Raw genomic sequence first — 13,999 nt, forward strand, 5'->3', positions numbered from 1 at the left:
GTGCCGGCCTAGGCGCCGCCGCCGTCGCCGGAGTCGGCCGCAGTGGTGGTGGGTGGCGCCGCCGTGGTGGTTGGCGGGTTGGTGGTGGTCGGCGGCTGCGTGGTGGTCGTCGGTGGTTGGGTCGTTGTGGTGCGCGTGGTCGTGGTGGTGGTGGTCGGCTGCGTCGTCGTTGTCGTCGTGGTGGTCGGACTCGTTGTCGTGGTGGTGGTTTCGGACTCAGAGGTCGGCTCAGACGTCGTGGTTTCCGGAGGCGGCGGCGGGGGTGCGATGACCGTGGTGGTCTCGATCCCGTCCGGGCCCTGGGTCACGGTGGTGACCGGTTCCGGCGGCGGCCCCTCCGGGGACGGACCCATCGAATACGTGGTGCTGGTTTCGGTGACCGGCGAGGAATCCCCCTCCGAGCTGGTCAAGGTGACGGCGAGCCCACCGGCGGCCAGCAACGCGGCCGCGGCCGCCGCGCCGAAGAGGATCGGCGGGCGTTTGTACCAGGGCAGCGGCGTCGGCGCGGCGTCGTACATCTCCTCGTCGTGGCTGAACTCCACCGCCGGCCGCGCCGCGGCCGTACCCGCGGTGGCGTCGTAATCGCCCCCCTCGTAGGGGACCGGCTCGCTTCCGGGCGCATCGTCCTGCGACCAGGCCAGGGCGCCGAACGCGGCCGAATCGCCACCGTTGGCGGCCGGGGCCGCGGTTGTCGGGGCCATGCCGGTGGGCGCCATCCCGGTCGGGGCCATCCCGGTGGGCGCGTCGGCGGCGGCCACCTCCGGCGCCATCCCGGTGGGCGCGCCGGCCTCGGCCACGCGGTCGGCGACCAGCGCAGCACCGGTGGCCACGACGAGCGCCGGCTGCGGGGTGGTGACGACGGGAGCGCGTAGCCGCTCCGACAGGCGTTGGGTCACCAGGGGGATCGCCGCCCCGCCACCGACGGTGGCCACGGCCGTCACGCTGGACACCGCAATGTTGTTGCGCTGCAACGTGTCCTCGATGGCATCGAGCAGGCCGGCGAGCGGTGCCGAGACGAGCTGGTCGAGTTCGGGCCGCGTCACCCTGACATCGGCGTGAAACCCGGGCAGCTCGGTGGGGATCGCGGTGGCGGTCTCGGCGGAGAGCCGCTCCTTGGCCTGACGGCACTCGGCCCGCAACCGCGTGAGCGAGCCGACCGCCGCGGTGCCCGCCGGGTCGGTGTCGTTGGCTGTGGCGACACCGCTGAGCACGTGATTGAGCAGGGCCTGGTCGATCTGGTCGCCGGAGAAATCGGGGTAGCGGACGGTTGTCCCGATGGGGGTGAAACCGGCGCCGGCGTCGGCCAATGTCACGCTGGTGCCACTGCCGCCGAGGTCGCACAACACCACCACGCCGTCGGCCGGCAACCCCGGCTGGGCCTGCAGCGTGGCCAGCGCGGTCAGGGAATCCGGTACCAGCGCCGGCGGCACGCCGTCGGGGGTCAGCGCGGGCTTGTTGCGCAGTGCCGCGCGCAGCGCACCGATGGTGCCGGGGCCCCAGTGCGCCGGGACGGCGATCGCGATCGGTGCGCCACCGCCGGCGAGGCGGGCCATCACATCCAGCGCCTCGGCCAGCACCAGCTCACCGCGGTGTTGGGAGCCGTCGGCGGCGACCAGCGGTACCGGATCCCCGACTCGCTCGACGAACCCGGCCAGCGGCAGGCCGTTACCGGTGTACTCGCCCACCTCAGGTGCGCGGTCGCTGTACAGGGTGAGGATCGATCGGCGGATCACTGGTTCGCGGCCTTCGCGGGCGGCTACCAGGTTGGTCATCCCGATCGACAACCCCAGTGCGTCGGTCATCAGGCGTCACTCCTGTTGTCTCGGCCGAACCCCACCATAACCGCTGCATCCCCCAGGTCCGGTGATTGTTCCCCTAGTGGCGTCAATCCCCTAATGGGCCTCCCCCTAATCACCCTTGGTCAGCGGTGGGTTCAGCACCGATCCCAGGGCCTGCGGCGCTGGCTAGCATTCGAAGCGAACCGTGGAGGAGGTGCAGCATGGCGAACTCGCTGCTGGACTTTGTCATGTCCCTGGTGCGCGATCCCGACGCCGCTGCCCGCTACGCCGCAGATCCGGCCCAGGCCATCGCCGACGCCCACCTGGCCGATGTGACCAGCGCAGACGTGAACAATCTGATCCCGGTGGTGTCAGAGTCGCTGTCGATGACCGGCAGCAACGGCGGGTGGGGCGACCTCGGCGCATCCGACGACGGCGGCAACGTCTGGGCCAGCGGCGCGGCCACTGCGGCGTTCGACGCGTTCGATGACCACGTGCCGTTCGACAACCCCGACGATGCCTGGGGTGCCACGGCCGGACCGGTGATCGACCAGTCGGACTCCGGGCAGCCGGCGTCGAGCATCGACGCTGCCGATCTCACCCAGCAGCCCCTGGATGACCTGTCATCGCAGCTCAACCAGCCTGCCATCGAGGAGGTCCCGATCCTGGACCCGGCTTCGGACCTGGATTCGGGCCTGGACTGGGCCCACCCGGTCACCGAGGACCCGCAGCACCCCCACGACGCCGGCGGCTTCGACATATTCGACTGATCTGATCTGGATTCCGCTAAGCGCACGACCGCAACGGTCGTGCGCTTATTGCGTTCACCTGCAGAAATATCGGGCGTTCAGGTCATCCCCGAGGAATCCCCTAATCCCCTATTGGGGTCACCCCCGACACCCCGAGTGGGGGTGATGCGGGGAGGGGAACCGACCCCGTTTCCGGCGCGATGGGGCGCCCATAACGTTGTCCCCAGATCGCCGGAGAGCCCGGCGGGGGACTCACCAGAGACTCCCAGCAACATCCGAAAGGGTTGGAGACATGACCACTCTGATCGACTTCATCCTGGACCTGTTCCGCAGCCCGGCCTCGGCAGCCTCGTTCATCGCCGACCCGGACGGCAGCCTGCGTGACGCCGGCCTGCCCAACGTCACGGCGGCCCAGCTGCACGCCGTCGCGGCCACCGCGGCGCCGGCCGGTGTCCTGCTCGGCGGCGGCAACCCGGTCCTCGGCCTGCAGCGGGCGGTCGCCGACCACCACAGCATCCCGGCCTCGTTCGGCAACCCGGCCTCGTTCGGGAATCAGGTCGCCTCGCCGTTCTCACCGCAGACGCAGTACGCGCCGGAGGTCGCCAGCAACAACGACACCGAGTGGGCCAGCCACAACAACGTGCCGGTGATGAGCCCCAACCAGGACGCCGGCGCCAACGCCCAGCAGGGTGCGTTCAACCTCGGCTTCGGTGACATCACCTTCGGCGACAAGAGCACCAACACCGCCACCAACGGCGGCGTGGTGGTCGACGGGGACAACGACGGCGACATCGTCAGCGGCGACGGCGCGGTGCTCGGTGACGGCAACACCATGAACAACGGTGACATCTGGGCCGGCTCCGGCTCGCATGTCGCGGTGGGCAAGGACAACGAGATCGAGGACAACTCGCAGCACGCCGGCGGCGACCTGATCTCCGGCAACGACGGCCCGGTGATCAGCGATGTCGACATGAGCGGAGGCCACGGCGGTGGCGCGTCCGGCGGCGACAGCCTGATCGGCATCGGCAGCGGTGATGCGTCCGGTGGCGACGGCGGCAACGCAGGTTCGATCATCCTCACCGATGCCTCGACCACCGCGGTGGGCGGCAACCAGACCACCGTCGACGGTGACTACGGCAGCCGCAACACCCAGGACAACTCGGTGAACACCGCGGTCGAGCACGACACCACCAGCAGCTACGAGGATCACTCCTCGAGCTACACGTCGAACATCGGGTCCGGCAACGACACCGCGTTCGGATCGAACAACGACACCGCGCTGGCGTCGAACAACGACACCGACACGTCGTTCGGGTCGCACAACGACACCAGCTCGGCGCTCGGTTCGGGCAACAGCTACGAGTCGCAGTCGCACACCGACATTGCGTCGCACAACCCGATCGAGACCGGATTCGACGCGTTCTGATCCGCTTCACCCAGGGGCGGGGGCCATCCGTTGGTCCCCGCCCCGTCCGCGCGCCTACCGTTGAGCCCGGCAGGAGGGAATTTTGATGACGCAACCCCAGGTCGCGACCGGCGGGCCGGCCAGACCCGTCAAGGTCATCGTCGAACTCATCGACCACACCAGCTCGATCGCCGCCACCTATGATCGCGGTGACCTGGTGGAGCGGCTGCGGGTGGCGAAGGTGCGCATCAGCGATCCGCAGATCCGGGTGGTCATCGCCGGCCAGCTCAAACAGGGCAAGAGCCAGCTGCTCAACTCGCTGCTCAACATTCCGGTGGCCCGCGTCGGTGATGACGAGTCCACCGTGTTGGCCACCGTCGTCGCCCACGGCGAGCAGCCCTCGGCGCGCCTCGTGGTGGCCCGGCCCGACGGGGCCGAACCCGAACTGATCGACATCCCGCCGTCCGAGGTGACCAACGATCTGCGTCGGGCCCCGCAGGCCGGCGGCCGCGAGGTGCTGCGGGTCGAGGTGACCGCCCCGAGTCCGATGCTCAAGGGTGGCCTGGCGTTCGTCGACACCCCCGGTGTCGGTGGGCACGGGCAGCCACACCTGTCGGCCACCCTGGGGTTGCTGCCCGACGCCGACGCGCTGCTGATGGTCAGCGACACCAGCCAGGAATTCACCGAGCCGGAGCTGACCTTCATCCGTCAGGCCATCGAAATCTGCCCGGTGGCAACGATTGTCGCCACCAAGACCGACCTGTACCCGCATTGGCGCCAGATCGTCGCGGCCAACACCGCGCACCTCCAGCGGGCCGGTATATCGACCCCGGTCACTCCGGTCTCCAGTGTGCTGCGCAGCCACGCGATCCAGCTCAACGACAAAGAACTCAACGAGGAATCAAACTTCCCGGCCATCGTGAAGTTCCTCTCGGAGAAGGTTCTGAACCGTGAAACCGACCGCATCCGCGACGAGGTGGTGGCCGAGATCCATTCGGCCGCAGAGCATCTCCTGCTGGCCGTGGACTCCGAGCTGTCGGCGTTCACCGACCCGGGGGAACGTGAGCGGCTCACCTCCGACCTGGAACGTCGCAAGCAGGAAGCCCAGGACGCCTTGCAGCACACCGCCTTGTGGCAGCAGGTGCTCAACGACGGCATATCCGATCTGACCGCCGACGTGGATCACGATCTGCGCCACCGGTTCCGCAACATCACCGCGCACACCGAGAAGGTGATCGATTCCGGCGACCCCACCCTGCACTGGGCCGAAATCGGCTCGGAACTGGAGGAGGCGGTGGCCACCGCGGTCGGTGACAACTTCGTCTGGGCCTACCAGCGCGCCGAGGCGCTGGCCGCCGAGGTGGCCCGCACCTTCACCGAGGCGGGCCTGGAGGCAGTGCAGTTGCCACAGATCGATGCCCGCGACATGGGTGCCGGATTTGGTGAGATGAAGTCGCTGGCGCGGCTGGAGGCCAAACCGATCAAGGCCGGGCACAAGGTGATCACCGGGATGCGCGGCTCCTACGGCGGTGTCCTGATGTTCGGCATGCTCACCTCGTTCGCCGGGCTCGGCATGTTCAACCCGCTGTCACTGGGCGCGGGTCTGGTGCTGGGCCGCAAGGCCTACAAGGAGGACATGGAGAACCGCATGCTGCGGGTGCGCAGCGAGGCCAAGGCCAACATGCGCAAGTTCATCGACGACGTCGCCTTCGTCGTCGGCAAGGAGTCCCGGGACCGGCTCAAAGGCATTCAGCGCCAACTACGTGACCACTATCGCGACATCGCCAACCAGACCACCCGCTCGCTCAACGAGTCCCTGCAGGCCACCCTCGCCGCGGCCAGGACAGAAGAGGCCGAGCGCAACACCCGGGTCAAGGAACTGGAACGGCAGAAGAGCATTCTGACCCAGGTCGTCGACCACGCCCAGAAACTGGCCGCGCCGGGCAACTAAGCTCCAAGAGTTGACTGTCGGTAGGAAAGGTACGGACTCCGCAGCGTGAGCACGGCCGATCAGGTGCGCTCGATTCTGGGCGGCACCATCAAGGCGTACCGGGGCGACCCGGCCTACCGCAATCGGCCGGATGTGCACAACGAACTCGACCGGATCGGGCGCCGGCTCAACCAACCGATCCGCATCGCCCTGGCCGGCACCCTCAAAGCAGGCAAGTCGACGCTGGTCAATGCCCTGGTCGGGGAGGACATCGCGCCCACCGACGCCACCGAGGCCACCCGCATCGTCACCTGGTTCCGGCACGGCCCCACCCCCAAGGTGACCGCCAACCACCGCGGGGGTCGGCGCTCGAACGTGCCGATCGCGCGCGACCCGCACGATCGGGGGTTGACGTTCAGCTTCGCCGGGCTCGACCCCGAGGACGTGGTGGATCTCGACGTGGAGTGGCCGGCCGCCGAGCTGATCGACACCACGATCATCGACACCCCGGGCACCTCGTCGTTGTCGCGCGACGTCTCGCTGCGCACCCACCGACTGCTGGTCCCCGAAGACGGCGTGCCCCGCGTCGACGCGGTGGTGTTCCTGCTACGCACCCTCAACGCTGCCGACATCGCCCTGCTCAAGCAGATCGGCGAGCTGGTCGGCGGCTCCTCGGGCGCACTCGGCGTGATCGGGGTGGCCTCGCGGGCCGACGAGATCGGGGCCGGACGCATCGACGCGATGATGTCGGCCAAGGACGTCGCCACGCGGTTCACCGAAGAGATGGACAAGACCGGGATCTGCCAGGCCGTCGTCCCGGTGTCCGGCCTGCTCGCGCTCACCGCCCGCACCCTGCGGCAGAGCGAGTTCGTCGCCCTGCAGAAGTTGGCCGGGGTGGAGCCGGCGGTGCTGACCAAGGCGATGCTGTCGGTGGACCGCTTCATCCGGGAAGACAGCTCGCTGCCGGTGGACGCGGCGACCCGGGCGGCGCTGCTGGACCGGTTCGGCATGTTCGGCATCCGGATCTCGATCGCGGTGCTGCACGCCGGGATCTCCGATTCCGTCGCCCTGGCCGACGAACTCCTGGAACGCAGCGGGCTGATCGCCCTACGCGACGTGATCGACCAGCAGTTCGCCCAACGCTCGGAGCTGCTCAAGGCGCACACGGCGCTGTTGTCGCTGCGACAGTTCGTGCAGCACAACCCGATCTACGCCACGCCCTACATCCTGGCCGACATCGATCCCTTGCTGGCCGATACCCACGCGTTCGAGGAGCTGCGGCTGCTCAGGTTGCTGCGCGCCCGGCCCACCACCCTCAACGACGACGAGATGGCCTCGCTGCGCCGCATCATCGGCGGCTCGGGCACCGATGCGGCCAGCCGGCTCGGGCTGACCCCGGACGAGCCCTACGACGGGCCCCGCGCCGCCTTCGCTGCCGCACAACGCTGGCGTCGCCGCGCCGATCATCCGCTCAACGACCCGTTCACCACCCGGGCCTGCCGCGCCGCCGTGCGCAGCGCCGAAGCGCTGGTGGCGCAGTACGCGTCCCGTCACTAACGAATCGGACCCCACCGCCGACATACAGGTATGCGTGATTGCCTGGGGTTGTCCGTGGGGACGACCAACCTGGTGGCGATCGCCGACCACGTGCCGCTGGTGCGGCGGGCGATGCTGCCCGGCGGGTTGGCGTTCACCGATTTCGTGGAGCGGGTGGGTGACCCGGTGCCGCTGGTCGCCGCCGACGGTTCGACGCATCGCGCAGAGCGGTTGTTGGCCGACGCCATCGAAGCGTTGACCCGTGCGGCCAGCCCCGTGCGTCGTCCCGACGTGTCGGTGGTGGCGGTGCCCGCACACTGGAGTCCGGTGGCCGTGGAGGCGCTGCGCGGTGCGTTACCCGGGGTGCGGGTGGTGTCCGACGCGGTTGCGTCGTTGACGGCGATCCGGTCCCACCCCGGTCTGCCGGCCCGCGGCGTCGTCGCGCTGTGTGACTTCGGCGCCTCCGGCACCAGCCTGACCCTGGCCGACGCCGGAGCCGAGTTCGCGAACATCGGGCACACCGTCCGCTACGACGAGTTCTCCGGTGACCTGATCGACCAGGAACTGCTGCGGCACGTGCTGCGCAATCTGGAAACCGAACCGGCCGGCACCGCGGTGGTGACCACGCTGGCCCGGCTGCGTGAGCAGTGCCGGGAGGCCAAGGAGCAGCTCAGCGATCGCAGTGCCGTCAGCCTGACCGGGGTCGGCGGCGCGATCCGGCTCACCCGCGCCGAACTGGACACCGTGGTGGACCAGTCGTTCGGCGGCGTCATCGACGCGTTGTTCGATCTGTTGCGCCGCAACGGTATCCACCCGGCTCAGCTGGTGGCCCTGGTCACTGTCGGTGGCGGTGCACGGATACCTCTTGTCACGCAACGACTTTCCGAGGCCCTCCGGATTCCGGTCACCACCGTGCCGCAAGCCCAGGTGATCGCCGCGATCGGTGCCGGGCTGCTGGCGCGTCGCGGTGCCGACGAGACCGCGACGCAGGTGGTGCCCGAGGCGCCGATGCCTGCGAGCGGCACCGGCACGGTGGCCGCCGCTGGCCTGGCCTGGTCTGCGCTCGACTCGGTGCCGGAGGTGGCCGAGTTCGTTCCCGAATCGATCAGTGCGGACTCGGCCCGGCCGGAGTTCGTCTTCACCGAGGAGCCGGTTGCTCCGGCGGCTCGGCACCTGCCCTGGTACCGGCGCGGGGGAGTGGTGGCCTACGCCGCGGTGTTCCTGGCGGTCGTCGGCACCGTGGGCATGGTGCTGTCCGTGCGGGCCGATCATCGTGATGCCGCCGCGACCAGCCTCTTGGCGCCACAACCGGTGCCGGCCGAGTCGCCGTTGGCGCAAGCGGCACCGGCCCCGCCGACCCGGACCGTGGTGGTGCGCGATCAGTCCTGGCCGGCACCCGCAGCTACGCCTGCGACCGCGCCCGCAGCACCGCGGCCGGCTGCCGCGCCGCGTCTGGTGCAGAGCGCACCGGTCACGCAGCAGGCGGCTCCTGCCCCGCCGCGGGTGGCGGCCGCGCCTCGTCCACGGCCGGCTGCTCCTGCTCCTGCGCCTGCGCCTGTTGCGATCCCGCAGATCCCGGTGCCCGCCGTGGTGTTTCCGCCGGTGACGCTCCCGCAATTGCCCATACCGACGTTCACACCGCCGACGTCCAGCCCGTCACCGTCACCGTCGCCGAGTCCGTCGCCGTCGCCGAGTCCGACGCCCACGCCTTCCGTGGAGCCCACGCCTTCCGTGGAGCCCAGCCCGTCGCCAGAGCCCACCCCGGCACCCACGTCGACGGTTGAGCCCACGCCCACGCCTGAGCCCACGCCTGGGCCGACGCCTTCGCCGGAGCCCGAGCCGTCACCAGAACCCTGAACCGTTCGCGTGTGAAGCGCTAGGGCGAAAAAACTCGAGTTCTACCGCCACAGCGCTTCACACACGAAGCTCTAGGGATTCGCGGCAGGCTCGCTGGTCGTCGTCTCCGGCGCTGTCGTCGTGGTCGTCTCCGGGGCGGTGGTGGTGGTCTCGGTCGTGGTGACGGGCTCGGTTGTCGTGGTGGTGGCGGGGGTTTCCTCGACCGTGGTGGTGGTCGGCGCCACGGTCTCGGTAACGGTGTGAGTGGGCGCCGGAACCACTGGCGCCGGATTACCCCTCGACGTGGTGACCGCAGATGTGGTGGTCGGAGTCGTTGTCGTGGTGGTTGTGGTCGTCGACGGTGAGTCCGACGAGAACAGCTGCACCAGGGCGTAGATCACCAGCGCCGCGATGACCGCGCCGGCCGCGCCCATCCCGATCAACGCCGCTGGTTTGCGGTACCAGGGCACAGGCTCGGGCGCCGGCGGCGGCTCGGAATATTCGCCGTAGTTGGGGGCGTACTGGGTTGGCTCGTCGTCCTCGTAATAGTTCGCCACGCGCCGATGGTAGGCGCGCTCAGCCGCCCGGCGCTGGATACACGGTGCGTGTCACGTTGGTCCGTGGCCGGTAGCGGGTCGTCGGATACTCGCCGTACCGGGACGTCGTCGTGGTGGTCGTGGTCGTGGTCGTGGTCGTGGTGGTCGTCGACGTCTCGGAAGACTCTGAGGTCTCCGTCGTCGTGGTCGGGGTTTCCGACTCACCCGGCAGGCCGAACTCGGTGGTTTCCGGAATGCTCAGCATGGTCGTGGTGGTGGTCGTGCGGGTCGTGGTGGACTTTGTGGTCTTCGTCGACGACGCGTAGGAGGGCGGCACGAAATCGATCGGTGCTTCCTCGGGCCCACCGGAGCTGGTCAGCGAGATCGCCGCCCACAGCACCAGCCCGATCACCGCGAGGGCGGCGACGCTGGCCCCGGCGACTGCCGGTGTGGAGTGATGCCAGGGCGCCTCGGGAGGGTCCTGGTCATCCATGTCACCGGTCACGGGCTCCGATACTAGTGAGCGCCGGTAACCGGCTTTCGCTCAGCTCAGCTGACCGATCACCTCGGTGGCGAACAGCTCGAGATGGTCCAGATCAGACTGGTCGAGCAGCTGCAGGTAGACCCGCTGCACACCGGCGTCCAGGAAGGGGCCGAGCTTGTCGAGGATCTCGGCGGGTGTGCCTACCAGCGGGGAATTGCTGCGCAGCTCGTCGACCTCACGATTGATCGCGGCGGCCCGCTTGGCGATCTGCGCCTCGTCGCGGCCGGCGCACAGCACGAAGGCGGCCGAGTAGGTCATGGTGTCGGCCTGCCGACCTGCACCGGCCACGGCGGCGGCGACCCGGTCGAACTGCGTCTTGATGGTGTCCAGCGGCGCGAACGGCACGTTGAACTCCGAGGCGAACTCGGCGGCCAGCGCAGGTGTGCGTTTGGCGCCCATCCCGCCGATGATGATCGGCAGGTTCGGCTGTACGGGCTTGGGCAGCGCGGGGGAGTCGACGACGCGGTACTGCTCGCCGGAGAAGTTGAAGGTCTCGCCGACGGGCGTGCCCCAGAGCCCGGCGAGGATGCGCAGTTGCTCTTCGAGCCGGTCGAAACGCTCGCCCAGCGGTGGGAACGGGATGGCGTAGGCCTGGTGTTCGGCTTCGAACCATCCGGCGCCCAAGCCCAATTCGACACGGCCACCGCTCATTTCGTCAACCTGAGCCACCGAGATGGCCAACGGTCCGGGGTGGCGGAAGGTGGCCGAGGTGACCATGGTGCCCAGCCGGATCGTCGAGGTCTCCCGTGCGATGCCGGCCAGTGTCACCCAGGAATCGGTCGGCCCGGGCAGGCCGTCACCGCTCATCGCCAGATAGTGGTCGGATCGAAAGAATGCCGAATAGCCGAGCGCTTCGGCAGCGCGGGCCACCGAGAGCTGATCTGCGTAGGTTGCGCCTTGCTGGGGTTCGACGAAGACACGGAAATCCACGGGTGCCAGCCTAGAGCGCTACAGCCCCCGGCGCGCAGAGCGCAAGGCGGCGACAGCGTCGTCGTCACCCGAGAACGTCGCCCGGGCCTGTTCGCGGCCGGCGGCGAACATCAGCAATTCACCGGGGTCCCCGGTGACCGTCACCTCCGGACCGGAGCCGACGGTGGCCAGGGTCTTGCCTTCCGGCGTGGTCAGCGCCACCCGGGCCGGGGATTTGCCCATGGTCATCCGGGCCATCGCGGTGATTCCCCGGGACAGTGCGGACACCGTGGCGGCGTCGAGAGCTCTTGGTTCCCAACCGGGTTGCGCCCGGCGCACGTCCTCGTTGTGGATGAACATCTCGGCGACGTTGACCAGCGGGTCCAGCAGTTTGAACGGCGAGTACAGCGGAGGGCCGGCGGCAATCTGGTCCACCAGGTCGGCCCAGTCGGTGCCCTCGGCGACCTTGCGCTGCACCCGCTCGGTGTAATCGGCCAGTGCCGGCACCAGGATGCCGGGCGCGGCGTCGAGCCGACGTTCGCGGACCACCAGGTGAGCGGCCAGGTCCCGGGTGGTCCAGCCTTCGCACAGGGTGGGCGCGTCGGGGCCTGCTGCGCGCATGGATTCGACGAGTGCGGCACGTTCTCTTCGAGCGACGCTCATGGGTCAACTCTAGAAGGTTTTCACGCCCTCGACCGCGATGACCATTCCGTGGCCGGAGTCGTCGTTGGTGATCCGGGTGCCGTCGGTGGCCGCGTCGATCGTCCAACCCACCGCCCGGTATTCGCGGTAGTCCAGGGTAACTGCCGGGATGGCGCCCAGATTTCCCACCACCCAATGCATTTCGCCGTCAGCGGTGAGCCTGACTCCGTTGGCGTTCTCGCCGTCGATCTCGGGTGAATTGGCGAAATCCGACTCGCAACCGACTTCCTGCTCAGACAGTTGGCAGCGGGTCTTGCCGGATTTGGTCTCGATGAAGACCCAGCCGTCCTGCGGCTTCAGTTCGGCGGGGCCGGACGGGGGCCGGGCATGCGCGGTGCTGGACGATGGCGGCGCGGTGGTGCTCGGCGCCGGGCTCGATCGGGTGGGTCGGGTGGTCGGGAAGCTCGGCTCGGTCGGTGACTGCGAACTGGCTTGCGGCCTGCCCTCGATACTCGATTGGCACCCGGACACCAACGCGCCCGTGGTCAGCAGCGCGCCCAGCAATTGCCACGCCTTCACCGCGACAACGGTACGCAACGCCCACGGCGACCGGTGGCTACGACGCGCCGAACCCGGCTACGGCAGCAGCGGCGGGCGGCAGGTGTTGCTCACCGGGTCCCACCACCAGCCGTTGTCGCAGCCGAGCGGGGTGGTCGAGACCGGGGCCCGGCAGGTGTTCGCCGCCGGGTCCCACCAGCCGTTCGGGCAGTTGGGGACGAGCGGGGCCTGGCACCGGTTGGCCACCGGATCCCACCAGGATCCGTTGTCGCAGTCGGCGAAGCTGACGGCGGGAGTGAATGCCGCGGTGAACGCCATGGGAGTGAACGCGGCGACGGCGATGATGGCCGCGCGCTGCAGTGTCTTCCTCATGGTTTCCTCCTCACGATCGGTGATGGCACAGGGGTACCCTAACGGCTCGCCGATCAGACATTCGCAGCGACGCTGTGCACGATGTCGGCGACCCGGGCCCGAAACCTCTCGGGCGAGAAGGTCGAGGCTTTGGCGGCGATTGTCGTGGTGTCGTAATCGGCCGGGTCGAAGTCGCGCATCGTCGAGGCGAGACCGGCGATGACGGCTTCGTCGGGGCCCGGGTGGATGTGCTCACCGGTGACCCCGGGGACCACGGTGTCCAGGGCGCCGCCCGCGCCGAGGGCCAGAACCGGTGTGCCGCAAGCCATGGCCTCGACCGGCACGATCCCGAAGTCCTCGATCCCCGGCATCAGCAGGGCCCGGCAGCGGCGGTACATATCGTGCAGCACGTCGTCGGACGCCGCTCCGAGGAAGGTGGTCTCCGGTCCGGCGATCGTCTCGAGGTGTTCCCGAAAACGTCCGTCGCCCAGGATGACCAGGCGGCACCCGGCGCGCTGGGCGGCACGGATGGCGAGGTCGGGCCGCTTGTACGGGACGAGCCGGCCGGCGAACAGGTAGAAGTCCTCGCGGGGAGCCGACTGGTCGGGAGAGAAGCGGTCGGTGCGTACCGGCGGGTTGACCACGCTGGACGGCAGGCCCCACCAGTCTTGGATCCGTTGAGCGACGGCCTGGGAGTTGGCGATCACGTGGGACAGCCGCGGCGCTGCGCGCAGCTCGCCGCGACGCGCCAGCCCGCCCAGGGTGGACAGCGCGACGCGTCCGGCGCGACTGGCCATTTCATGGTCACGGAACGTCTTGTCCCAGGCCCAGCGGGCCGGGCTGTGCACGTAGGCGACGACCGGGGCCTCGGTGGCCAGCGCGGCCTGGGTGGCGAAGGAGTGGTGGCTGACCAGGACGACGTCGGCGTTCTCTTGCAGTGGCAGGTCGCGGAATGCCTTGGACACCAGGGGAAGTAGTGGGGCGTGCGATTTCCGCCCGGTTGCCGAGTGGATGCGGTCGAGCCAGCTTCCCGTGATCGTGGGGCCGGTGTCGCTTCGCCCAGCCGCGCCGAGGACCTGGTGCCGGCATGCGGGTTCGGTGATGGGGGCGAACACCTTTGCCTGCGGCCAGCTCTTCATGAACTCGGCGACGACCCGTTCGGAGCCGCCGAACTCGGTGAAGCGCTCGTGGACGATCGCCACGCGCGGTGCGGTCATTGATGTTT

The 13,999-nt window shown here is 69.2% G+C and carries 13 protein-coding genes; 5 read left to right on the top strand and 8 right to left on the bottom strand.

Annotated features, from left to right (window positions below):
- Nucleotides 1-8: 8 nt before the first annotated feature.
- On the bottom strand, nucleotides 9-1,802 hold the full coding sequence (locus FR943_RS02380) for an Hsp70 family protein (protein ID WP_217154664.1): 1,794 nt from the start codon (nucleotides 1,800-1,802) through the stop codon (nucleotides 9-11).
- 197 nt (nucleotides 1,803-1,999) lie between these two features.
- Here FR943_RS02380 and FR943_RS02385 point away from each other — a divergent pair, with 197 nt between their 5' ends.
- The 5 genes from FR943_RS02385 to FR943_RS02405 all read left to right on the top strand — a co-directional run bounded on the left by FR943_RS02385 (nucleotide 2,000) and on the right by FR943_RS02405 (nucleotide 9,255).
- On the top strand, nucleotides 2,000-2,548 hold the full coding sequence (locus tag FR943_RS02385; protein WP_217154665.1) for an Rv0340 family IniB-related protein: 549 nt from the start codon (nucleotides 2,000-2,002) through the stop codon (nucleotides 2,546-2,548).
- Nucleotides 2,549-2,819: 271 nt separating this feature from the next.
- On the top strand, nucleotides 2,820-3,953 hold the full coding sequence (locus tag FR943_RS02390) for an IniB N-terminal domain-containing protein (RefSeq protein WP_217154666.1): 1,134 nt from the start codon (nucleotides 2,820-2,822) through the stop codon (nucleotides 3,951-3,953).
- An 85-nt stretch (nucleotides 3,954-4,038) separates the two neighbouring features.
- Nucleotides 4,039-5,883: a dynamin family protein gene (gene iniA / locus FR943_RS02395; RefSeq protein ID WP_217154667.1), complete on the top strand. Its 1,845-nt coding sequence runs from the start codon at nucleotides 4,039-4,041 to the stop codon at nucleotides 5,881-5,883.
- Nucleotides 5,884-5,928: 45 nt separating this feature from the next.
- Nucleotides 5,929-7,419 (top strand): dynamin family protein, encoded by a 1,491-nt coding sequence (locus tag FR943_RS02400; protein ID WP_217154668.1) that lies wholly within the window; start codon nucleotides 5,929-5,931, stop codon nucleotides 7,417-7,419.
- Nucleotides 7,420-7,473: 54 nt separating this feature from the next.
- On the top strand, nucleotides 7,474-9,255 hold the full coding sequence (locus FR943_RS02405; RefSeq protein WP_308170424.1) for an Hsp70 family protein: 1,782 nt from the start codon (nucleotides 7,474-7,476) through the stop codon (nucleotides 9,253-9,255).
- Between the two features lie 71 nt (nucleotides 9,256-9,326).
- On the opposite strand, the gene FR943_RS02410 is transcribed toward FR943_RS02405, so the two are convergent.
- From FR943_RS02410 to FR943_RS02440, 7 genes are read right to left on the bottom strand one after another with little or no spacing between them, the layout of a single operon-like run.
- A complete protein-coding gene (locus FR943_RS02410) occupies nucleotides 9,327-9,791 on the bottom strand; it encodes a hypothetical protein (protein WP_217154670.1) in 465 nt (154 codons plus the stop codon).
- Between the two features lie 19 nt (nucleotides 9,792-9,810).
- The gene (locus FR943_RS02415) at nucleotides 9,811-10,275 is read right to left on the bottom strand and encodes a hypothetical protein (protein WP_308170425.1); all 465 of its coding nucleotides are present in this window, start codon (nucleotides 10,273-10,275) and stop codon (nucleotides 9,811-9,813) included.
- Between the two features lie 39 nt (nucleotides 10,276-10,314).
- Entirely contained in the window at nucleotides 10,315-11,244 is a 930-nt protein-coding gene (locus FR943_RS02420; RefSeq protein WP_217154671.1) for an LLM class F420-dependent oxidoreductase, read from the bottom strand.
- Nucleotides 11,245-11,262: 18 nt separating this feature from the next.
- On the bottom strand, nucleotides 11,263-11,886 hold the full coding sequence (locus FR943_RS02425; RefSeq protein ID WP_217154672.1) for a TIGR03085 family metal-binding protein: 624 nt from the start codon (nucleotides 11,884-11,886) through the stop codon (nucleotides 11,263-11,265).
- Between the two features lie 9 nt (nucleotides 11,887-11,895).
- Nucleotides 11,896-12,444: a superantigen-like protein SSL4 gene (locus FR943_RS02430; RefSeq protein ID WP_217154673.1), complete on the bottom strand. Its 549-nt coding sequence runs from the start codon at nucleotides 12,442-12,444 to the stop codon at nucleotides 11,896-11,898.
- Between the two features lie 57 nt (nucleotides 12,445-12,501).
- Complete coding sequence (locus FR943_RS02435) at nucleotides 12,502-12,795, bottom strand: hypothetical protein (protein ID WP_217154674.1); 294 nt, start codon at nucleotides 12,793-12,795, stop codon at nucleotides 12,502-12,504.
- 53 nt (nucleotides 12,796-12,848) lie between these two features.
- The gene (locus FR943_RS02440) at nucleotides 12,849-13,991 is read right to left on the bottom strand and encodes a glycosyltransferase (RefSeq protein WP_217154675.1); all 1,143 of its coding nucleotides are present in this window, start codon (nucleotides 13,989-13,991) and stop codon (nucleotides 12,849-12,851) included.
- Nucleotides 13,992-13,999: the final 8 nt, after the last annotated feature.

The sequence above is a fragment of the [Mycobacterium] fortunisiensis genome, assembly GCF_019050325.1.
GTDB lineage: Bacteria > Actinomycetota > Actinomycetes > Mycobacteriales > Mycobacteriaceae > Mycobacterium > Mycobacterium fortunisiensis.

Excerpts from the sequence above, each read along its gene's own strand:
- FR943_RS02435 (WP_217154674.1), bottom strand. The coding sequence starts at position 12,795 with ATGAGGAAGACACTGCAGCGCGCGGCCATCATCGCCGTCGCCGCGTTC.
- FR943_RS02425 (WP_217154672.1), bottom strand. The coding sequence starts at position 11,886 with ATGAGCGTCGCTCGAAGAGAACGTGCCGCACTCGTCGAATCCATGCGC.
- FR943_RS02390 (WP_217154666.1), top strand. The coding sequence starts at position 2,820 with ATGACCACTCTGATCGACTTCATCCTGGACCTGTTCCGCAGCCCGGCC.
- FR943_RS02440 (WP_217154675.1), bottom strand. The coding sequence starts at position 13,991 with ATGACCGCACCGCGCGTGGCGATCGTCCACGAGCGCTTCACCGAGTTC.
- FR943_RS02380 (WP_217154664.1), bottom strand. The coding sequence starts at position 1,802 with ATGACCGACGCACTGGGGTTGTCGATCGGGATGACCAACCTGGTAGCC.
- FR943_RS02385 (WP_217154665.1), top strand. The coding sequence starts at position 2,000 with ATGGCGAACTCGCTGCTGGACTTTGTCATGTCCCTGGTGCGCGATCCC.
- iniA (WP_217154667.1), top strand. The coding sequence starts at position 4,039 with ATGACGCAACCCCAGGTCGCGACCGGCGGGCCGGCCAGACCCGTCAAG.